Raw genomic sequence first — 22,940 nt, 5'->3', positions numbered from 1 at the left:
AGCTACTGAGTTGTTTACCTGTAATAGGATTCACATCATCCTTTGGAAGCCATCATTTTCTCCGTTTTAAGCTAAATTATGCCCATCACCCGGCGCAGATCATTACCGCTGGGTAATATTTTGGAAGGTTATTCTCGGGAACCCTTCTGAACTGCTTCCGTATACCCGCTGTCTTTTAAATCTAAGAATCAAAAGGATGTGTTGCCTGTGCTTGCGTTTAAAGAATTCCTTGTTGCCCGCTTTTTACCTTTTTTACAATGGTTGCCAGAACTGAAAGACGGTAAGATATTACGCGCCGATCTCCTTGCTGGTATTACCGTTGCGCTGGTTTTGATTCCGCAGTCCATGGCTTATGCACAGTTAGCAGGTTTGCCGCCTTATTATGGTTTATACGCGGCCTTCATGCCGCCTATGATTGCTTCATTATTTGGTTCTTCCCGGCAATTGGCGACAGGCCCGGTTGCCGTGGTCTCGCTGATGACCGCCGCCGCGCTGGAGCCATTGGCAACGGCGGGTGGCGATGCATTTATTGCTTATGCCATTATGCTCAGCATCATTGTCGGTTTATTCCAGATGTCGCTGGGTTTATTGCGTTTGGGGGTGCTGGTTAACTTCCTGTCACATCCCGTGGTCGTGGGCTTTACCAATGCCGCCGCGATTATCATTGCGACTTCGCAGTTAAGTAAAATTTTTGGTGTCAGCGTTGAGAAAATGCCACACCATTATGAAACTGTGTGGAATGTGCTGGTTGCCGCCGCAGAGAGTATGCATTGGCCGACATTTTTTATGGCGCTGCTGGCATTTAGCATCATGATTGTGACCAAAAAGGTTAATCCACGTCTGCCCAATGTTTTGATTGCCGTGGTGATTACAACCGTCTTATCCTGGGTAATCGGTTTCCAGCAATTACAAACAATTAACCATGCACAAATTGCCAGCACCGGCATTCAGCAACAAGTGCAGGCGCAATTGGACATGCGCGGAAAATTTGAGGAACTCAGCACCCAGATTTTAGCCGCGGATAAAAGCTATCAACAAATTATCAAAGATACCAGCCCTAACAGTCTGCTGACACTGGAAGCGCGTTACCAACTGGAAAATCTCAAACTGCAACGCAGTCAGCTTAAAAATGACATGAAAACCAGTTTGAAAAAATTACAAACTGAAGAGCTGCATTTTGTTGCCGCAGCGAATGCTGAAGTAAAGGCTTCTGCTGACGATGCCAATATCAAACAAATCAACGGCAAATTGTACAATCAGGCTGATTTACCTGAAAACGCAGAAGCGGCGGCCTGGAAAGTACACAAAATTGATGCAGAGGGTAATCTGTTAATGCTGTCCGGCGGTAAAGTCGTTGGCATGATTCCTTCCGGTTTGCCAGCCTTTAAAATGCCCAGTTTTGATTTTTCTACCATGCTGCAACTGCTTTCCACCGCCATAGTCATTTCTCTGATTGGTTTTATGGAAGCCATTTCCATTGCCAAGGCCATGGCCGCAAAAACCCGGCAGAAACTGGATGCCAACCAGGAGTTAATCGGTCAGGGCATGGGGAATATCATGGGGGGATTGTTTCAGAGTTATCCCACTTCCGGTTCTTTTTCGCGCTCAGCAGTCAACATCAGCGCGGGGGCGATTACCGGCTTTTCCGCCGTTGTCACCAGCATCGTGGTGATTATTACCCTGTTGTGGTTAACGCCTTTGTTGTATCACCTGCCACAGGCAACGCTGGCGGCGGTTATCATGATGGCGGTGATTGGTCTGGTCAATGTGGAAGCGATTAAACACGCCTGGCACGCCAATAAACACGATGGCAGCGTTTCCATTATCACCTTTGTCTTAACCCTGGCATTTGCCCCGCACCTGGATAAAGGCATTATGATTGGCGTGATTCTCTCGCTGATGATGTTCTTGTTCCGCCGCATGGCACCACGCGTTTTATTTTTACGCCGTGGCGAGAATAAAGCTTATGAAGTGATCGAAAATTGCAAGGATTGCGAAGATGAGAAAGTGGGTGTTTTGCGCTTTGAAGGTTCTTTGTATTTCGCCAATATCAGTTATTTTGAAGAAAAAGTACAGGAACTGTTAGTCAACCGTCCCAAGTTAAGCTATCTCATTGTTGAAGGGGTTTCCATTAATGAGGTTGATGCCAGCGGTGAGGAAATGTTACGCGCCGTTGTACACAGTCTGAACGATGCCAATGTGGAAGTCCTGTTCAGCCGGGTTAAAACGCCGGTCAGAAACATGCTTGAGCATACCGGCTTTATCGCCATGCACGGTGAAGACAAGTTCTTCCGCCGCCCGGAACAGGCGTTTGCTTATATTGAAGCGCAAGAAGAAGCAGCGGAGGCTGGTGCGGCTTAGTTGATTCTCCTTGTTACCGTGCTTTGCACGGTAACAATAATATTATGCGCCTTGCGATCTATTGGCGTGCTAAATGAAAAAATCGAAATTAATTATCAGCATAACAAGGTAAATCCACTGATATAGATTTTCATATATTAAATTTCCAAATTGTGTGTTGTTAATACACCAAGCATTCTCATTACTAAGAAACTATTTACCTGAAAATCTATAAATGGAGATTATCTATGTCATATAGTGACTTTGACTTGAAAAAAGTAAAAAAAATACTTGGTGTCACACTGACAGAAAAGGAAAACGTATTTTCCAGCATTAAAAGTATTGATATTTCTTCAACATTAAGAGAAATATTAAAGGAAAATATTCCCCTTGCCCGTGCGATTAATACAGAAAAAGCACGCTCAGAGCTTATTATTTCCAATATTTTAGTAGAAGTACGAAAAATACTTAAGCATAAAGTGAGTTTGTTTTCAGGCATTGAATTTAATGTTGATAAAGAGAAGGGCTTGAATGGATTTTGTGATTTTATTATTAGCGCATCCCAGGAACAGTTAATCTTAAATAGTCCTGTCATTACTGTCGTTGAAGCAAAAAATGAAAATATTATTGCGGGTTTGGGGCAGTGCATTGCAGAAATGGTCGCTGCTAATATTTTCAATGAGACTGAAAATAATCAGATTGCACGATTATATGGCGTGGTCACGACAGGGACATCATGGAAATTTATAAGCATGGAAGGTCTGAATGTATTGATTGATCTTGATGAATATCTCATTGAAGATCCAAATAAGATTGTCAGCATTTTAGTCGAAATGTCTACTCAAAATGCCTGATAAAAGTATTGAAAATAGAACTATTTACCTTGTTACCATGCTCAGCATGGTAACAATAATACTATCCACTCTGTGGGTTCCTTGTATTGAAGGATATTTGAGACATTATTCGCATTAGCGACTATTCAGCATCAATACCGTGATATTAATATTATAAATATTGTATTTTTTACACAAAAAATATAATAGAGGACTAAAGCTTATATGGGCCTATTGACCATTTTATTATTAATCCCCATCCTGGGCGCGATACTCATTCTCGCTTTGCCCGCCTCTCGTGATACTCTGGCGCGTCCTGTTGCCATTATCGCTTCCAGCCTGACGTTGATGTTCAGTTGGTTTTTACTGACCCGTTTTGATACCACCCAGGCTGGATTACAGTTTCTGGAACGTTATGTCTGGAACTCGCGTCTGGGTACGTCTTATGCCTTGGGCGTGGACGGCTTTTCCTTTCCCATGCTGTTGCTGGCAACGCTGTTATGTTTAGTTGCCATTCTCGCTTCCGCCAATATCCGGCAACGCCCCAAGGGTTATTATTTTTCCATGCTGTTGCTGGAAGCCGCTATGCTGGGCGTGTTTATGGCGCAGGACTGGGCTTTATTCTATGTATTCTGGGAATTTACCCTGATTCCCCTGTTTTTCCTGATTGATCGCTGGGGCGGCGTGCGGCGCAGCATGGCCTCCTTAAACTTTGTGCTCTATACCATGGGTGGCTCAGTGTTTATGCTGATCAGTCTGCTGACTGTGTTTGATGCCGTGGGCATGCATTCCTTTGACATGCAAACCATACAGGAGGGTGCGCAGGGCTTGCCGCAAGCCACCCAGGTGTTGATTTTCCTCGGCTTGCTGATTGGTTTTGGGGTGAAAATGCCGATTTTCCCCCTGCACGGCTGGTTGCCGTTAGCACATGTTGAAGCTCCCAGTCCGGTGAGTATTTTATTATCGGGTATTTTGCTGAAAATGGGTTCTTACGGTTTACTGCGCGCCGCCGGTATGTTGCCGCAAGCAGTACTCAGCTTGCAAAGCCTGCTCGCGGGGCTGGCTTTGTTCAGCCTGATTTATGGCGGTTTGCTGGCATGGCGGCAAAGTGATTTGAAACGTATGATCGCCTATTCTTCCATCAGCCATATGGGCGTGGTTTTGCTGGGTATTGCCGCGCTGAATGTGGCGGGGCTGACTGGTGCGGTTATGCAGATGGTGGCGCACGGCCTGGTTGCCGGGGCTTTATTTCTGCTTATCGGTTTATTGTATGAACGCACCAAAACCCGTGATATTCATGATTATGCCTCATTGATCAGCGTCACGCCCCGTTTTGCATTTTTTATCATTATTGCTTTTGTTGGCGCGGTCGGGCTACCTGGCACAGCAGGTTTTGTTGCGGAATTACACGCCATTATCGGTGGTTTTGCACGCTGGGGCTGGGTGATTATACTTATCAGCCTGGGCGTCTTGATCAGTGCTGCCTATGCGGTGCGCACCATCAGCCTGCTGTTTACCGGCCCGAGCAATGACAAGATGCAGCAGATCAAGGATTTGCAAAAACATGAGCTGCCCGCTGCGGCAGTGTTATGTTTTGCCATTATCGCCTTGGGTCTGTACCCCGAACCCCTGCTTAAACTCAGCGCCGCGTCTGTTTCCGCGCTCAGTCAATTGTTTTAATCCAGGTTTTTATCATGTCCTCTGATACTGACAGCCATACCAATAGCAGCGACATCCGCGAACAACTCCGCGCAGCCATTGCCCATTTTGATCATGTCTTACCTGGGCAGGCATCCATTAAGGATTTTGTGCATCACAATACCATACATGGTTATCAGCATCTGGAATTCCCGGAAGCACTGAAACAGGTGTTTGAGTTAACCGGAAACTATGCTTATTTACCTGCCGAGCAGTACCGCGCCTATTATCAACAGGGGCGTATTTCCCAGGATGATCTGGACACTGTGCTGGATGCTGATGCTGAACTTCAGGCCGAGACTCACATTGTTAAATTGGAAGGCTGCTCACTGAGCCGCCGTGAAGTTTACCGCAGCACTTTATTACACCCTTTTAAGCCACTCACGGCATGTCGGCTGAACTGGCAGATTGAAGAACAAAAAGTGCTGGAAACCTTCCAGGGCGATGTGTCTGAAGCTAAACGCCAGCAGTTGCGCGAAACCAGTACAGGCAATAGCGATGCTGAATGTGTTGCTGCTTTATGGCAGACTTGTCTGGAAAAACTGGGGCTGGAATATTTTTTATTACATCCCGAAGACTTGCTCGACATGTCGCCACAACTGGATGCCGATATTTTACAGCAATACAGGCTGGCACAAACCGGTGCCTCGCAATCTGATGATGAGATGGAAACGCAGGAGGCTATTGAAGAGCCGCCTGCCCTGCGTCAACTACGTCAGCAGTCTGTCAGCCGTTTAACCACCTTATTAGCGGATGTGGGGGAACGTACTACCTTGCGCGGCCTGTTACAAAGCCTGAGCAGCCGCGATATTCTGGGTGATTTACGCCCTTTGTTGCTGCGCCATCTTGCCGCCTATCTGGATCAAGGGCTGGCTGCCTGGCATCACCCACAGCGTGCTGCCGGTTTTTACGCCGCCTGGAAACAGACCGCTTTAAGCGATCCCACTCATTTTTTTGATTCACTGCCCGATTATCAAAAAACCGTGGCGGCATTGCCTGATGATCCCATGGATGTGGTGATTGCCAGCCTGCAACAACTGCGTCTGCCACAAGCGCGCTGGACGGCTTATTTACAACAACTGGCACTGGAATTACCGGGTTGGTCGGGCATGGTGAACTGGCTGGCACAGCGTCCGGGCTATGCTGATCTGCCGCCTGTGGATATGATTGATTATCTGGCAGTGCGTCTGGTGTTAGAGCGTTTGTTTGCGCAGCGTGTGTGCCGTGATCGCTGGCAGCTTGAAGCCAATCTGGATGCCATGGATACCTATTTCCGCGCCCATTATGCAGAATTTCTGGTGCGCCATCATCTCTATAACACCCGCCTGCCGGAATACCTGGTGGATCAGGCGCAACATCTGGCAAACCGCTCCAGCCTGAACCCCGCAGAAGATCATGACTGGCTCTATGTGGCGCAACTCATTAATAGTTGGCGCGCCAGTCCTGCCGGGGATAAAGGTACAGGAACTTATAGCGTTTACCAAAGTGGCTGGCGTTTATTCCGTCTGTGCCAGCACTTGGGATTGAGTGATACCCAGTTAGCCTTATTTGATGAAAGCCACATTCAGGACTTATTCGCTTGTCTGGATAAAATGGATGAGCAGCGTAGTGGGTTTATCTGGTTGCAGGCTTATGAACGTCATTACCGGGATCATTTACTTCAGGCCTTAGCCGCCAATCATGGGCGTGGGCGCGCATTCAGCGGTGATAACAGGCCACGGGCGCAGTTGATGTTTTGCATGGATGACCGCGAAGAAGGTATGCGCCGCCATATTGAAGAACAATATCCCGAGGTGGAAACCCTGGGTGCAGCAGGCTTTTTTAACCTGACGATCAACTGGCGCGGGCTGGATGATGAGGCAGTCACCCCCTTATGTCCTGTGGTACAAGTGCCGTCTCATGAAATCCGCGAGCAGGCCATGCCGGAAGCTGAAGCGCTTAAACAGCAACATCAACAGCGTTACCAGTTGCGTAAGCGGATTAGAAACTGGCTGCATCATGAAGTGCGCCGTAACTTATTCACTTCCACATTATTGATTGCTTTTTCCGCACCAGTGGCGCTGCTAGGGCTGCTGGGCAAGGTTCTGTTACCCCGGCAAAGCGACAGTTGGCTGGACAAACTGCGCCGCCGCTTTGATCTGGAAGTACCCACAAAAATTCAGTTTAGCAGCAGCGAAGAGGCGGCAGCGACTGAACCCACGCCGGAACACAATCATCTGGGCTTCAGTGATGAAGAACAGGCAACGCGGGTGGAAGCCTTTCTGCGCATGGTGGGCCTGACTTCAAATTTTGCGCCGTTAGTGGCGATGTTTGGTCATGGTTCTGGCAGTCAAAACAACCCGCACATGGCAGCCTATGATTGTGGCGCGTGCAGTGGTCGTCACTCCGGCCCCAATGCCCGTACCTTTGCCGCGATTGCCAACCGCCCGGAAATTCGCCAGCGCCTGCGCACCAACGGTCTGGATATTCCTGACGATACCTGGTTTCTGGGGCTGGAACATAATACCTGCGATGAAGTCGTCTTATGGTATGACGAAAACCTGATACCGGAAAATAAACAGGCGCAAGTGGCTGAATTACGCCAAACCCTGGACTATGCCTGCCGTGCTTCAGCGCATGAACGCTGCCGCCGTCTTGCCTCAGCCCCGGATAAACCTAGCGCAGAAGCCGCTTTGCATCATGTGGTTTCCCGCGCCCATGATTTCAGTCAGGCACGTCCTGAACTGGGTCATGCCACCAATGCTGCCGCTTTTATCGGACGGCGCAGCGCGACACGGGGCGCTTTTTTTGACCGCCGCCTGTTTCTGATTTCTTACGATGCCACCCAAGACCCGGAAGGCGAGATCGTGGAAAAAATCCTGCTTGCCGCAGGGCCGGTAGGCGCGGGTATTAACCTGGAATATTATTTTTCCACTGTCAATAATGAACAATTTGGTTGTGGCACCAAGGTTGCCCATAATGTCACCGGCTTTTTTGGTGTCATGGAAGGTACCAGCAGTGATTTACGTACTGGCTTGCCACGGCAGATGATTGAAATTCACGAAGCCATGCGTTTGCAAGTGGTGGTGGAAGCCAACATCGATATATTAACAACAATTTACCAGCGCCAGCCGCCCTTGCAGGAGCTGGTGGGTAAGGGCTGGCTGCTGCTCAGCGCTAAAGACCCTGACAGCGGTGACATTCATACCTTTGATCCGGCGCAGGGCTGGGTATTGTGGCAGGCAAAAGACACGGAGCTGCCCAAAGTTAAACGCTCGCCGGACTGGTATCAAGGGCATAGCGGCCCACTCTGGCCAGCGTTGGTGACGACACCGGAAGAAATAAAGAGATAACAGGCGTTAGGTGTAAAGAAAATAATGTCCGAAGATAATTCAACCATTGATTGTAAAGAGCATGGAACTTGCGAAGCATCTATAGTGTGTCGTCATCTTGTTAATAACAATGGTGCGCCGCTTGGGTTTATTGAAAACAGCTCAGTGCCAGGTGACCTCCAAGGTTGGTGCTACGCATGTGAGCATCTGTATCTTGAAGAACAGAGCAAAACAGAGAAATTCAAAGAATTTACTAATTTTGCTGTTGTATGCAGTGAGTGCTATCAGAAAATAAAGAGTCATCATGACATTAACACCTAAACAATCAGCTCAAGCCGCCCCACCTCCGTGGCACATGTTTTGGGCTTGATAGCACAAATTAGCAAAACATTATATTCAAAATGAAGGTAGTTGTTAAAACTTGATAAGGGAAAGTTGCATGTTGCAAAGCATAGAAGTGATTGTTGAAAAAAATGGTAGCGTAAGCCTGCTGGGGCCTATTCATCCAGCACGGCAAATGCGGGCAATTTTGACTTTGCTGGAACCTTCAGAAAAACTGCCTATGCCAGCAAAACGATCACTTAAATCGCTGATTGGCGCGTTAAAGAATTCTACAGCTTTTGACGGCGATCCTTTACTGGTTCAGCAGGCTATGCGTGATGAGTGGGATTAAATATTTACTGGATAAGTGTTTAGAAAAAGCAATGCTGTCAATATAACTGGAAGGATAATAATGACTGAATCAACACTCTGGTATTATCTGATACCCTTATTCCCCCTGTTAGCGGCAAGCTGGCTGGCGATAAGTTATTTATTTTTTAACAACCGTGGCGAAGCCGGGGAAAAACACACGGCGCGGGTTGCCTCGCTGGCCTCATTGGCTTCATTGTTACTATTGTTAGCAGTGGACATGCTGGCCTTATGGCAGGGTGTGCCGGGGCAAACCCAGGCGCTGACCTGGTTTAATGCCGGTGATTATCATTTAAGCTTCAGTTTAAGACTGGACACTCTGGGTTTGTCTATCGGCACATTGGTGGCGCTGATAGCCTTTCTTAGCACCCGTTTTTCCATTAATTATCTGCATCGTGAAGCCGGGTTTCAGCGCTTTTTTATGGTGATCTCGCTGTTCACAAGCGCCATGCTGCTGATTGTTTTAGCGGGTAATGCTTTGCTGGCCTTTATTGGCTGGGAGTTGGCGGGGGTGAGTTCTTATCTGTTGATAGGTTATGCGCTGGATCGGCCTAATGCAACAAAAAATGCCAATCGTGCTTTTGTCACCAACCGCATTGGCGATGCCGGTTTTATCCTGGCAATGGCTTTTTCCTTGCTGTGGTGGAACAGTCTGGAATGGCCCGTTATTCTTGAAAATGCCCAGCAACACAGTACGCTGGCAGTGGGTGTCGTTGCCCTGGGCTTTTTGCTGGCGGCGCTGGCAAAGTCCGCCCTGGTACCGTTTTCTCCTTGGATTAGCCGCGCTTTGGAAGGCCCCACACCCTCCAGCGCTATTTTTTATGGCTCACTGATGGTACACGCCGGGGTTTATCTGGTGATTCGTTTACAGCCATTGTGGGAGCAAGTACCGCTGTTTATGATTTTATTGGCGGTACTGGGCGCATTAACGGCACTTTATGGTTTCTTATCCGGTTTGGTGCAAACTGATGTCAAATCCTCGTTGATGTTTTCCACCACCGGGCAAGTCGGGGTTATGTTCCTGCTATGTGGTTTGGGCTATTTCACCCTGGCAGCCTGGTATCTGGCGCTACATGCCATCTGGCGCGCTTATCAATTCCTCCATGCCCCGGCGCTGATGCATCTGGTCAGCCGTCCGGCAAGGCCAGTACCGGCCTGGATGCAACGCTGTCCCAAGTTATATATCGCCGCTTTGCAGCGATTCTGGCTGGATAGCTTTGCCGATGCCGTCTGGGTGCGCCCGTTGAGCCTGATGGCTCGTGATGTCCAGGCTTTTGATGATCGTATCGTCAATCGCATGGTCGGCCTGCCCGGTGCAACCGGTGTATACCCCACCCTGAGTGGTCACCAAAGCGATCAACGCATCGGTCACGCCCGGGGCATGGCAGGACGTTTATTGCAATGGGTTGCGGCCTGGTCTTATTGGTTTGAAGAACAATTGATACTGCGTGGCGGTGGCGAGGGCTTATTAAGCGTGCTGAATAGATTAGGCAAGTCTTTTGATAAATTGGATTATTTACTCAGCCAGCCGCGTTATTTGCTGCTGATGGTTGTGGTGACTTTTGCAGTGATTTTGTGACATGTTGCAAGTGCTGACTTGCCGAACAAGACATAGGAAGCTGGAGCTTCCAAGGCAGGCATTCCCAACGAAAACATTGGGAACGAGGTAAAACGCAAAGGCGAATGCCTTTTAATTAAGTTAAAAATTTTGGTAAAAATTTTTATGATGAACGAAATCCTCTGGTCCACACAAACTGGCTACCCGCCATTGATACTGCTGCAACTTCTGCCCCTGATTGCGGCAGCGTTGATTATTGCTCTGCGCAAAACCACGTTGGTGTTTCCGCTGGCAATTGTTGCGGCATTGGCTGAAATTTTAATTGCCATTTTCATGTATCAACATTACGACACCAGCAACAGCGCCCTGCAATTTGCCGAGCGCCTGGATTGGCTGGGCTGGCATAATGCAGTGGATGGTGTCAGTATTTTATTTATACTGCTCAGTGCCGTCATCAGTCTGATGGTGATTCTTTATGGCAGGGTGCGACCGCTGGAGCCACAGTCCAGCTTTCTGGCGGTGGTGTTTGTGGTTGAAGCCACTTTAATGGGACTCTACAGCACGCTGAATCTGCTTTGGTTTCTATTTTTTACCATCTTACAACTGCTGGTTTTAGGTTATCTGCTATGGCGTTGGGCAACTTCTCCGGTAAAATCCCTGGCCTTGACCCGATTCTGGCAATTTATGGGCTTGAGTCTGGTGTTATTAACCGCAGGCATTATCATGCTGGGCTGGAATTATGCTGACACTCACAACGGAGTCTGGAGTTTTGATTTACTGGAACTGGCGCAGACGCCGGTAAAAAGTGGTCTGCAATCGGTGGTATTTTTCCTGTTATTTTATGGTCTGGCTATCCGTATTCCCTTGTTTCCACTGCATGGCTGGCTGCCGCTGACTGCCGAGCATGGCACTGTCGCGGTTGCCCCGGTGTTTTTGTTAGGCTTAAAAACCGGTATTTATGGTTTGTTGCGCTTTGTTTTCCCACTGGTGCCTGAAGCCGTCATACAATGGCAACCCTTTGTCATTGCATTTGCAGTGATAGGCGTATTTTATGCCGCGCTACTGGCAACCCAGCAGAACAATTTACGGCGTTTGCTGGCGTTTGCCGTGGTCAGTCACACCAGTATTTTAATTATTGGTTTATTCACTCTGGAAGCCATTGCCTTGCAGGGCGCGGTATTGCTTTCTGCTAACTTTGGTCTGGCTGGCGCGGGCTTGCTGTTAATGATGGGGTTGGTCTTTCGGCGCACGAATACCACATCGCTATCTGCACTGGGGGGACTGTTTGATCGCATTCCTCTGATTGGTATTGCATTTTTTGTTGCGGGTCTGTCGATTGTCGGGATGCCCGGTACGCCGGGTTTTGATGCCGTGCATCTGGTGCTGGAGGCTGCGATTCACCGTTTTGGCGCTTTAGTCACGATTGCTGCGGCGCTGGGTAACGTAGTGGCTGCCGGTTTTCTACTCTGGGCTTTCCAGCGTGCTTTTCTGGCTCCAGCCACTGAACAAGATGGCTATCAGGAGGTTGCCAAGGCCAACCCCATCGAATGGCTGCTGGCACTATTTTTTATTATTCTGATGCCGGTCGTGGGCTTTTATTTTACGCCCTGGCTGGAATTGACTGAAACCGCAGTCAACACCCTCAGTACCTTATTTACCACGACACCTGTGACGCATTAAAGGAAACGCTATTATGTCATCTGCTTTTCCCTGGCTGAGTATTCTGCTGCTTACCCCGATACTGGGATTAATCCTTATCAGTATTTTGCCACGCGGCCCGCATCCGCGTGCCATTGCCTTAGCTGCCAGCTTATTAACCCTGTTATTCAGTTTGATACTGGCATTAAATTTTGATGCCTCGCGTGCAGAAGTGTTTCAATTCAGTGAATCTTATCCCTGGATTTCAGGCCTGAACGTCTATTACCAACTGGGTGTGGATGGGGTTTCTGTGTTGTTTTTACCCTTTACCAGCCTGCTGTTTGCCGCTGTTATCGCCTCTTCCTGGAACAGCATTCATAAAATGCCCCGCATTTATTACGCCTTATTATTGCTGCTGCAAAGCGCAACCCTGGGGGTTTTCTGCGCACTGGACACCTTATTGTTTTTCCTGTTCTGGGAGTTAACCCTGATCCCGATTTATTTCCTGATCAGCTTATGGGGAACCGGGCCGTTACGTCGTTATGCCGCGATTCAATACACCATGCTCATGCTCGCCGGGGGCGTACCTTTATTATTTGGCCTGTTATGGGCTGCATTTAATTATGCACAGGCGCAACTGGCAACTCAGGGCGGTACAATCTTTGAACATCTCAGCTTTGATTATGTCACCTTATTGGCAAACCCTCTGCCCGTAGAAGCGCAAGCTCTGCTATTTTTCCTGTTATTGATTGGCTTTGGCGTAAAAACACCCTTATTTCCATTGCATACCTGGCTGCCGACATTAGCCATGGAAGGCCCCGCAGCCGTTGCCGCTTTAATCACTGGTTTAAAACTCGGCGCTTATGGCCTGCTGCGTTTTCTGGTGCCACTGGCACCAGAGGCCGCCCAGCAATATCACTGGTTACTTGCCGCGCTGGGTATTATCGGAGTTTTATATGGTGCAGTAGCCGCGCTGAGTCAAACCAATCTGCGGCGGATGCTGGCTTATGCTTCCATCAGCCATGTGGGCTTGATCGTATTGGCTATTGCCTCATTTAACCTGCATGGTTTTCAGGGCGCGGTATTGCAACTACTTAATTTCACTGTGGTTGCAAGTGGTTTATTTCTGCTCACGGGCTTTCTGCATCAGCGTCTTGGCAGTACGGATTTTGTTGCTTTAGGTGGCGTGGCGCAACGTATGCCTTTATTTACCGCCTTGTTTTTCCTGTTCGCCTTAGCCAGCATTGGCATTCCCGGCACCAACGGCTTTCCTGCTGAGTTTCTGCTTTTGTTGAGCGTATTGCACAGCCATACCGGTGCGGGTATTGCCGCTTTGCTCGGCGTGGTACTCAGCGCCGCTTATACGTTGAGCTTCTATCGCCGCGCCCTGCTTGGCCCCATTAAAAATGACGGGGTTGCCAGCTTAATCGATTTACGCCGCCGTGAATTATTGATCATGATGGTGTTGGCTTTTTGCATCCTGCTGGTGGGACTATACCCTGCTTTGTTATTGGATATAATTCAACCTGTTGGGACTGCCTGGTTGCAAGGTTTATAATTCCCACATTTTTTACCCCGGAAATGACCTGTAGCCGATTTTTTGGAATAGAATCAGCCAAACAATCAATACAAAAAATTTTGCCACATGACTTCTCTTGATGCGCATACAATTTCCATCCAGGATCGGGGACTATTATATGGTGATGGTCTGTTCACCACGATGGCGGTGGCGCAAGGGCAGATCTTAAATCACTCACTGCATTGGCAGCGTTTACAAGATGGTTGCGAGCGTCTGGGTATCCCTTTCCCAGATGCTGATTTATTACGGGCAGACATGCGCCATGCCAGTCAAAGTGTAAAATGTGGCGTATTAAAATGTCTGATTACCCGTGGTTGTGGTGGGCGCGGTTATCGCCCTCCCGCAAATCCTGAGCCTGCGCATTTTTTAATCCCCTCTCCCTTTCCAGAATATCCTCAACACTTTACCCGCGATGGCGTTCAGCTGCGACTGTGTCAGATTCGCCTGGCAAGGCAACCGGCGCTGGCCGGTATTAAACACCTCAACCGCCTGGAACAGGTACTGGCGCGACAGGAATGGCAAGAGCCAGATATTGCAGAAGGTTTAATGTTAGATAGCGAAGGCTTGGTGATAGAAGGCACGCAAAGCAACCTGTTCTGGATTGAAAACAAGCAGTTACACACGCCAGATTTAAAGCACTGTGGTGTGGCTGGCATTATACGCCGCCTGATTTGCCAACATCATGCCGTGACTGTTTGTGAATGTTCGTTGCAACGCCTGTATGACGCGCAAGCGGTATTTTTAACCAACAGCATTATCGGGCTGTGGCCGGTTATCCGTCTGCAACAGCAATGCTGGCCTGTTATTGAGCAGGTGCGGCAATTACAGCGTTGGTTAATAGAACAAAATGCCATTCCCGAAGTTTTCGCTCAGCCACAAAATAAGCGGGATTTAAAATGATTATTTATCCGCAGTCGCCTTACTGCGAATCGATAAACCCAGTTGTTTAGCCCATTGGCCTGGCATGGTATACAGCAGTTGATTAATACTGATTGCAGGTTCCGGCTGGATTTCCAGTGAAATTTTTGTTGGGTTTTTAAGCCATTGCAGTAAGGCTTGTTGGGAAGGCTTGTCTAAACTGCCGCGTATACCCTTTGCCACTTGTTGTATCAATTGTGTTTGTATGGTGGGAACGGTTTGTTGTTGCTGAAGGGCTAATTGTTTAAAAATATCAGCAAATAAGCTGCCTGCTTGATAATCTACAGTGGCGTGTTGCCAGCGGACATCTGCGATAGAAAATTGCTGAAAATTAATGCCCTGCCACTGGAGTGTGGCTTGCATTACGCCTAGTTGCGGACTATCCACCTGAATTTGCGCCTGAGCGGTACCGGTTTTCGCCTCGATTTGTGTCTGTATTTCAATATTTAAATGCAAAGTTTTAGCACTGGGAAGCTTGTCGGGCAGATAAGCCCCATAACCGCTGGCTTTTAATGCCGTCTTTAATAGTGGGGGAAATAAGTCCTTGCCCGCTAATTGAACACCTTCAAAATATAAGTGCAGCTTATCTGGAATGCTTTGCGTATGACCTAACTGATGGAGTTGATACAGGGTAATACGCTTAATAAAAAAGTCCTGTCCCTGTGTTGCTTGTATATGTACCCCCTGCATCACGGCATTCATGGGCAGACTCATATACAGGTTTTGATACTGAATACGTGCATCTGCTGCAAACTGGGCAACCATGTTGCGCGCGGCAAGCTGTAACTGCTCATCCAGCCAGGCTTTGCCTGCGCCAAGGCCAGCCGCCAGTAATAACAAGCCTAATTGCAACAGGGTTTTGAAATTCAACATGTGATGCTTGATTGACTCATGATTGGTTAAAAAATATGAAATTTACCAGTACTAGATTTCATGTCAAGCCGGGATCACATTTGCTAGAAGATTTAAATGGTACAGGAGTGGCAAATCCTTGCTTGGCAGACGAAAGGTTCTGGTTATAAACGGATGCTTTGTGGCATAATCACTACATAATTATAAATATATTTTATACCATACCTCTGCGCACACGCTGTGGTGATTTTCACGGTTAAGAGTATTCTCTAACATGCAACTTAGTTTTTTCCACCGTTTTCGTACCCGCCTGGCGGCAAGTTTTCTGCTTGTAGCTTTAATCCCCGCTATGGTCATCGGTATATTGGCCATTCAAAATTCCTCTAAAACCTTAACTCAACAAGAGCTGAGAAAGCAAGCTGAGCAAGTACAGAAATTAAAACGTGAAGTCTCATTTTTTCTGCTAAGTGCGCGTAGTGATATTGAGTTTTTAAGTAAATCCACACCCTTGTTAAATTATTTGCAACAGCATAGTTCTGATGCGCAAAGTGATGAAATTACCCGAGAAAAAGCACGTCGCACACTGGAAGCTGAATTTTTGGCATTTTCTACAGCGCGTGGACATTATTATCAGGTGCGTTATTTAGATGAGACCGGACAGGAGCGGGTGCGGGTAGATAAGCATCAAGACAGTTTTTTTGTCATACCACAAAAACGCCTGCAAAACAAAGCCAATCGTTATTATTTCAGCGATACCATGCAGCTTGCGGCAGAAGAAATGCTGATTTCCCCCTTGGATCTGAACCGTGAGCGTGGGCAGATAGAAGAACCGCATAAACCGGTGATCCGTTATGCGACCAAGGTATTTTATCCCAATGGTAAAGAAGCGGGTGTGATGATTACCAATCTGGATGCCAAAATACTGCTCAATGCGCTAAAAGGCAGTCGCTTGGTGAATGAGCAGGGTTTTTTTGCCATGCATCCCTATGAATATTTGCGCTGGGGTGGGCAGCGTGACCTGGATCATGGTTATGCGCTCGCTCTGGAATATGGTGAAGATTGGGCCAGACAAATGCACGAACAGCAGCAGGGGTATTTAATTTCGGATGCCACGACTTTGTCTTTTGAGCAAGTGCCTGTGCCAAGCTTAGGTAATTGGTTGGTGATAGCACAACGCCCCACACCAGAACTGCTGCATAGCGTTTATGACTTTCAGGAGCGACTGCTGCTTATCCTGTTTATCGTGTTGGCGGTGGCAATGCTGGTGACGCTACTATTGAATCAATTAATCAGCGTGCCACTGGAAAGGCTTACTGAAGTGCTGGAAAAAGTTAAAAGCGGTGCGCGTGACATTCGCGCGCCAGCGAACAGACATGACGAACTGGGTCTGCTGGCGCAGGATTTTAATATGATGATGGCATCTGTGGAGAAAAATGAACACTCATTACATGAAGCCAAGTTGCAGGCGGAGCAGGCCAATCAAGCGAAAAGCCGTTTTATTGCCAACATGAGTCATGAGCTACGCACACCGATGAATGCAATTATCGGTTATAGCGAAATGATGAAAGAGGATTTACAGACCACTGATGATTTGCAAGCCTTGTCTGTGGAAATGGATGCTGACCTGAATCGTATTATTAACTCAGGTAAGCATTTGCTGGGTTTGATTAATGACGTGCTGGATATGTCCAAGCTGGAAGCGGGCAGAATGCAGTTACACAAAGAACGTTTTCAATTAATTGATTTATTGCAGGATATTCAACATACCGCAGCGCTGCTGGCAGCTAAAAATCACAATCAGTTTCAATTTGAAGCAGCAGAAAACCTGGGGCAACTGTATACGGACAGTGTCAAGCTGCGTCAGGCCTTGCTCAATTTGCTGAGTAATGCCTGTAAATTCACTGAAAACGGGGTTATCACCTTAAGCGCCCAGCATATCCGGCAGGGGCATCGTGATTGGGTCAAACTCAGTGTCAGCGATACGGGCATCGGCATGACACCGGAACAGCAAAACAAGTTGTTTAAACCTTTTATGCAGGCAGATTCCAGCACAACCCGTAAATTTGGTGGCACGGGACTGGGACTGGTGATTAGTCAACATTTTGCCAAACTGATGGGGGGGGATATCCAGCTAGAGAGTGCAGTGGGTAAAGGCAGTTGTTTTACCCTTAGCCTGCCCGCGCTGTCGCAACAACCACCTACTACGGGTTTTGGAACCCTGTTGGTGATAGACAGCAACCAACAAAGTGCAACGACCATTAGTCATTATTTTACTAGTTTTGGTTATCAGGTGGTACATGCGGCAACCGGTTCTGAAGGATTGCGTCTGGCAAAACAACTGCGTCCGGCAGCAATTACCCTGGATGTGATGATGCCGGATATGGATGGCTGGATGACTTTGTCGGCCTTAAAAACGGATCCGGAACTGGCGCTGATTCCGGTGATTATGATGTCCTTGTCAGTAGAACAGAAACAGGGATATACCATCGGTGCTTCCGAATATCTGCTTAAACCGGTCAATCAGGATGATTTATTTAAGGTGATCAACCAGTATGTGTCAGCACAGACGCTTGATAAACAAGTGCTGCTGGTCGAAGATGATGAAGCGACGCGTGACGTGCTTGGTAAAATGCTGGGAAAACATGGCTGGCAGGTGACTCAGGCAGAAAATGGTAAAGTGGCGCTGGAGTGTCTGGAGCAATTTAAACCTGAGTTAATTTTGCTGGACTTAATGATGCCAGTGATGGATGGTTTTGAATTTTTGCAGCATTTGCGCAGTATACATGAGCTGCAAAGCCTGCCCGTTGTGGTACTGACTGCCAAAGACCTGGATGATGATGACGCGCAAGCCCTGCACAGCAGTGCCGCGACGATTTTACAAAAAGCCTTGTATGACAGCGATCATTTGCTGGCAGAAATTCATCATACGCTGGATGTGATGATGATTGAGCGGACTGAACAGTCCAATGGCGGGGCTGAACATAATGCACCTGCTGTTTAGCTTTTTCTTTTGACCAATAATTGTTTAAGCTGAGTAATTGCCTTGGCGGGATTCAGACCCTTAGGACAAGCCTGGGTGCAGTTCATAATGGTGTGGCAGCGATATAAACGAAAAGCATCTTCCACCATATCCAGACGCTCTCCAGTGGCTTCGTCACGGCTGTCTATGACCCAGCGATAGTTTTGCAGTAAGGTGGCGGGTCCCAGATAACGCTCACTGTTCCACCAGTAACTAGGGCAACTGGTTGAGCAGCAGGCACATAGAATACATTCATATAAACCATCGAGCTTGGCGCGTTCAGTTTTGCTTTGCAGGCGCTCATGATCCGGTGGTGCGGGGGTTTGGCTTTTCAGCCAGGGCTGGGTGGTAGCCTGTTGTGCGTAAAAATGGCTTAAATCCACCACCAGGTCTTTAATCACGGGTAAATGCGGCAGGGGGTAGATGCGCAGATCGCCCTGCAAATCCGTGACTGGTTTAATGCAGGCCAGGGTGTTGCGACCATTGATATTCATCGCGCAGGAACCACATACCCCTTCCCGGCAGGAGCGTCGAAATGTTAATGTGGGATCGATGGCATTTTTGATATACAGCAGGACATCTAATACCATTATTCCGGTTTGCTCAATGTCAACTTCATAACGATCCAGATAAGGATTGTCATTATGTTCTGGATTCCAGCGATAGATATAAACGCAACGGATCTGTTGTCCAGTGGCATAATTAACTGTGTGGCCTTGTTTTACAATCGAGTGAACAGGTAATTTAAATTCGGCCATGCTGGATTTCTCGATTGATAGCACGTTAAGTGCTGCGCAGTACACATCCTGCAACGGGATTTAAACCGGGCAAACGATTGTCATCAGGACAATGCGGTTTGGGTTTATACAAGGGTAAATACTGGAAAACCCGCCGACATTCCATTTTCCATTGGCGTGCGTCAAAGGCTGCCGGACGATCAAAACAAGCTTGATCCAGGCTTTGGCACAATTGCAGTAAACGTGTTTTATTTAATGATGGATAAGTGGCAGCCAGACTGCGTGCAATCACGGGTAAGGGGGTTAATAAAGCAGTGCCTGTGGTTTCATGGGAAAAGCGCATCAGTTGCGCTGCCAGTGCTTTGGCTTCGGTTTCTGCTTCAATCGCCCGTAAAAAGCGAAATGAGCGCAGTGGTGCAAATAAACTGAGCTGATAAATACGCTGCGGTAGATAGGTAACGGGCGCAGTGGCGTAGCGGTGCAGGTTTTCACCGGCTTCGCGGAAACTGTCCTGGGGAAATTTATTGCGTAATGCCGCGCTGCGCTGCCAAAACCAGCGCAGGCCAAGCAGCAGCCAGTGCCAAGTCTGCAAGGCTTTTTCCTGCATGATTTCTTTGCCGGGACGACCCGCGCCTATCCACCAGCCGATGGCCAGAAATACAAAATTGGACAATACCAACCACATCCAGGACAGGCTGCCGGAAGCGGCGGCACTTCGTGCCTGTTGCTCATCTTCAGCAGTGGCAATGCCGCCACCTTTAATCAGCAGATTTTCTCCACGCCATTCTGCACGGGTTGCTTGATGGCGTTTTAAGTCCCACCAGGGTATCTGAATCGGGGGTAATTTTAATAAACCGCCACGTTGCGGAATCAAGGTATAGGTTTCAACGCGGCGTCCGCCAAGATAACGATTGTCTTTTGCCAGGGTTTCTTCAATCAGGGTATTTTCCGGATAGACCTTAAAATCGGCTTCATCCACTTTTAGTATTGGCGCGGGTAATTGTTCGCCACGAGCAATGCCGCCTTCAACCATTAAACTCAAGCTGACCGGTTCACCAATGTTGAGTCCGGATGTGCGATCCACTTGTCCCCGTACTTTTAATTGTTGTAAAGGCTGCCATTTATCGAGACTGCTGACAGCGGGTTTGATGTCCATTTTCAGTGCCGCACTACTGAGTTCAACTTGTTGCGTCTGCGTGCTGCTGCTACGACTATACGGGTTCCATTTGCTGGTGCTGTGGTAAATAATTTTGACCTTAGCCGGGGGAATGGTGATTTGCCCAAAAGTCAGCGGCGTTAAAGCATAGTGAAATTCTGAAACATTGTAGGTTTTGCCCCGGTAAGGATTACTGTAAAAACGCGGTGCCTGTTCCAGGCGTTTTAATAACATGATACCGGAAAGTGCAGGGGCAGATGGCTCAAGCTCGGTAATTTGCCAGGGTTCAGTGCTGGTAATACGCAGGGTGTAAATGACGGTTTCTTTTACGTAAGGATTGGGCGTGCTGACCAGTGCTTCAACCCAGATACCCTGCTGTTCTTTGGCTTGTACTATATGTGTTGGAATAATACAACACCCCAGGATGAGTAATACCAGATATATCAATTTATTCATGATTTAATTCTTCATCGTGTTCGAGCGTTTGATAATAACCGATATAATAGGTTTTGTGTTGTTCTTGTGTACGCTGAACCTGCAATTTGATCCGGCGCAGGCTGTTATCTTTACAGCGGTTGATCTGCTCGCCACACCAGTTGCCGGTTTCTTGTAATTCTGTCCAGAAGTTTTGATAAAAATCTTGTTTTTGTTGTCCTGAACTGAGCAAAGCGGGATTGTGCCCGATTAATTCCTGTTTATCATAACCAAACATTTTTATAAATGCAGGATTGGCATCAATGATTTGTATTTTTTCATTGACTACGATACTGGCGTAAGGACTTTGCTGAAAGGCCAGAGTGGATAAATTTTTGTGATCATTTAAGTATTTCAGTTGCAGATGGGTTTGGATACAGGCTAATAACGCTGCTGGTTGTATGGGTTTGATTAAGTAGTCATTAGCGCCGATTTTTAAGCCGGTTACCAGATCATCGGCACTGGCTTTGGCAGTGAGAAATAATACAGGTAGTTCCTGTAAAGACCAGGATTCACGGATTTTCAGACAAACATCATAACCGTTCATTTGCGGCATCATAATATCAAGCAATACCATATCCGGCAGTGTTTCACTCATGGCTAAATAATGCAACGCTTCCATACCGGAGCTTGCCGTACTGACTTGATAAGCTTCTGACTCTAAATAATTGCTTAATAAGGCTAAAGAAACAGGTTCATCATCTATCAGCAGGATTTGTATATTGCGATTATTCTGTATTTTAGCAGCTAATTCAGAGGTGGGTGTTGAGACCCTATTGCTCAGTGCGAATGTGCTTGGTGGCTGTGATTGGCTGGGTTTTGGTGTTATGTTTTGGCTTTGCGTACCTGCCAGTGGCAGGATAAAACTAAATTGCGACCCCTTACCCAGTTCTGATGCAACAAATATTTCACCACCCTGTAATTCAAGTAGTTTGAGCGTCAAACTTAAACCTAAGCCGGAACCTTCGTACATGCGGGTACGTGAGCCATCAATCTGTTCAAAATCATTAAAAATACCAGAAATCTTTTCTTTGGGAATACCAATGCCAGTATCACTGACTGTTACCGCAATAAAAATTTGAGATTTTTGCGTGGGATCTTGCAGCAAAGGCTCTAAATCTTGTTGCTCAAAATTGAGATCTTGCAATGCACTGGGATCAAAGACATTGATATTTTCAAAATCCATCACATAACGCACCAGACGTGCAGAGACTTGAACGTGTCCAGCATGGGTGAACTTAATTGCGTTATTTAATAAATAATGCAGAATTTGTTGCAGGCGGTTACTGTCAGCATACAGTTGTGGCAGATTTTCAGGCACCTGATTATCCAGGCGGATATCTTTATCTCTCAACAAGGGCTTTAACTGGCTTAGTGTAACTTCCACATAATCGTACAAGGATAAGCCTTGCCGGTTTAATTCAATATTGCCGCGTTTAAGGCGGGAAAAGTCCAGTAAATCTTTAACCAGCGTTTGCAGGCGTTGGCTGCTGCTGCTCATGATCTCCAGCATTTCCAGTTGTGCGGCTAATAAGTTGTTATGGCGATCATTGAGCAGATATCGGCTCAAACTGATAATGCCGTTTAAGGGGGTAAGCAACTCATGGCTGACATTGGCTAAAAACTCATCTTTTAAGCGATCCAGGTGTTTTAATTTCAGTTCCTGCACCCGTTTATTTCTCTGGTATTGATAGTGTTGCAGCGCATCACATATTGTTTGGTGCAGGGCTTCCGGATTCCAGGGTTTACTGATATAACGAAATAAATTGGCCTGGTTGACTGCGTTACCAATGGCGTCAGTATCTGCCTGCCCGGTTAATAGAATATTAATGGTATGGGGCAGGCGTTCATGCACTTGGGCCAAGAAAGCATCCCCCTTAAGCTTGGGCATGATGTAGTCAGAAATGACGACGGCAATTTCGTAGTGTTGGCAACTCAGGTTCTGGATCAGCTCAAATGCTTCTTCTGCACTTTCTGCCATTTCAATCAGGCAGTCTTCGGTAATGGCTTTTTCAAGCTCTAACTCTAAGGCATCCAGGATGATAGCTTCATCATCTACACAAATAATGGCTAATTGACTCATGGGCTGTATTTTCTCAAGTCGTTTTTAGCGGTTGTAAATATTATTTTCTACCGC

General features: G+C 47.4%; 15 protein-coding genes. 11 read left to right on the top strand and 4 right to left on the bottom strand.

Annotated features, from left to right (window positions below):
• Nucleotides 1-207 precede the first annotated feature (207 nt).
• The 10 genes from QUF61_RS04050 (at nucleotide 208) to pabC (ending at nucleotide 14,547) form a co-directional block, all read left to right on the top strand.
• Nucleotides 208-2,361, top strand: a complete 2,154-nt coding sequence (locus tag QUF61_RS04050; RefSeq protein ID WP_146066371.1) for a SulP family inorganic anion transporter — start codon at nucleotides 208-210, stop codon at nucleotides 2,359-2,361.
• Between the two features lie 227 nt (nucleotides 2,362-2,588).
• Nucleotides 2,589-3,194, top strand: coding sequence for a hypothetical protein (locus QUF61_RS04045; protein ID WP_289680601.1), 606 nt, complete (start codon nucleotides 2,589-2,591; stop codon nucleotides 3,192-3,194).
• A gap of 204 nt (nucleotides 3,195-3,398) precedes the next feature.
• Nucleotides 3,399-4,853, top strand: a complete 1,455-nt coding sequence (locus tag QUF61_RS04040; protein WP_103918614.1) for a complex I subunit 4 family protein — start codon at nucleotides 3,399-3,401, stop codon at nucleotides 4,851-4,853.
• Between the two features lie 14 nt (nucleotides 4,854-4,867).
• Nucleotides 4,868-8,203 carry a DUF2309 domain-containing protein gene (locus QUF61_RS04035; protein WP_289680599.1) on the top strand — a complete coding sequence of 1,112 codons (3,336 nt, stop codon included), beginning with the start codon at nucleotides 4,868-4,870 and terminating at the stop codon, nucleotides 8,201-8,203.
• 24 nt (nucleotides 8,204-8,227) lie between these two features.
• Nucleotides 8,228-8,503 (top strand): hypothetical protein, encoded by a 276-nt coding sequence (locus QUF61_RS04030; protein WP_289680598.1) that lies wholly within the window; start codon nucleotides 8,228-8,230, stop codon nucleotides 8,501-8,503.
• 118 nt (nucleotides 8,504-8,621) lie between these two features.
• Nucleotides 8,622-8,855 carry a hypothetical protein gene (locus tag QUF61_RS04025; protein ID WP_289680597.1) on the top strand — a complete coding sequence of 78 codons (234 nt, stop codon included), beginning with the start codon at nucleotides 8,622-8,624 and terminating at the stop codon, nucleotides 8,853-8,855.
• Between the two features lie 60 nt (nucleotides 8,856-8,915).
• Nucleotides 8,916-10,451, top strand: a complete 1,536-nt coding sequence (locus tag QUF61_RS04020) for a proton-conducting transporter transmembrane domain-containing protein (protein WP_289680596.1) — start codon at nucleotides 8,916-8,918, stop codon at nucleotides 10,449-10,451.
• A gap of 144 nt (nucleotides 10,452-10,595) precedes the next feature.
• Entirely contained in the window at nucleotides 10,596-12,110 is a 1,515-nt protein-coding gene (locus QUF61_RS04015) for a complex I subunit 4 family protein (RefSeq protein WP_289680595.1), read from the top strand.
• Nucleotides 12,111-12,123: 13 nt separating this feature from the next.
• Nucleotides 12,124-13,626, top strand: a complete 1,503-nt coding sequence (locus tag QUF61_RS04010; RefSeq protein ID WP_103918621.1) for a complex I subunit 4 family protein — start codon at nucleotides 12,124-12,126, stop codon at nucleotides 13,624-13,626.
• Between the two features lie 87 nt (nucleotides 13,627-13,713).
• Nucleotides 13,714-14,547, top strand: a complete 834-nt coding sequence (pabC, locus tag QUF61_RS04005; protein ID WP_289680592.1) for an aminodeoxychorismate lyase — start codon at nucleotides 13,714-13,716, stop codon at nucleotides 14,545-14,547.
• Here the strand turns inward: pabC and QUF61_RS04000 are convergent, their stop codons facing one another.
• Entirely contained in the window at nucleotides 14,548-15,438 is an 891-nt protein-coding gene (locus tag QUF61_RS04000; protein WP_289680590.1) for a hypothetical protein, read from the bottom strand.
• A 253-nt stretch (nucleotides 15,439-15,691) separates the two neighbouring features.
• Between QUF61_RS04000 and QUF61_RS03995 the strand changes: the two genes are divergently transcribed.
• Nucleotides 15,692-18,418, top strand: a complete 2,727-nt coding sequence (locus QUF61_RS03995; RefSeq protein WP_289680588.1) for a hybrid sensor histidine kinase/response regulator — start codon at nucleotides 15,692-15,694, stop codon at nucleotides 18,416-18,418.
• Here QUF61_RS03995 and QUF61_RS03990 read toward each other — a convergent pair.
• The 3 genes from QUF61_RS03990 to QUF61_RS03980 are packed head-to-tail and all read right to left on the bottom strand — an operon-like array spanning nucleotide 18,415 to nucleotide 22,886.
• Nucleotides 18,415-19,194 carry a succinate dehydrogenase iron-sulfur subunit gene (locus QUF61_RS03990; protein ID WP_289680585.1) on the bottom strand — a complete coding sequence of 260 codons (780 nt, stop codon included), beginning with the start codon at nucleotides 19,192-19,194 and terminating at the stop codon, nucleotides 18,415-18,417. The genes QUF61_RS03995 and QUF61_RS03990 overlap by 4 nt on opposite strands.
• Nucleotides 19,195-19,219: 25 nt before the next feature.
• Nucleotides 19,220-20,785, bottom strand: a complete 1,566-nt coding sequence (locus tag QUF61_RS03985) for a BatD family protein (RefSeq protein WP_289680584.1) — start codon at nucleotides 20,783-20,785, stop codon at nucleotides 19,220-19,222.
• Nucleotides 20,778-22,886, bottom strand: a complete 2,109-nt coding sequence (locus tag QUF61_RS03980; RefSeq protein ID WP_289680583.1) for a response regulator — start codon at nucleotides 22,884-22,886, stop codon at nucleotides 20,778-20,780. Before QUF61_RS03980 ends, QUF61_RS03985 begins: the two co-directional genes overlap by 8 nt.
• Nucleotides 22,887-22,940 lie beyond the last annotated feature (54 nt).

The sequence above is a fragment of the Candidatus Venteria ishoeyi genome (assembly GCF_030378065.1).
Lineage (GTDB): Bacteria > Pseudomonadota > Gammaproteobacteria > Beggiatoales > Beggiatoaceae > Venteria > Venteria ishoeyi.
Note: the sequence above shows the minus strand (reverse complement) of the source record. Positions and strands in the feature narration are given on the sequence as shown.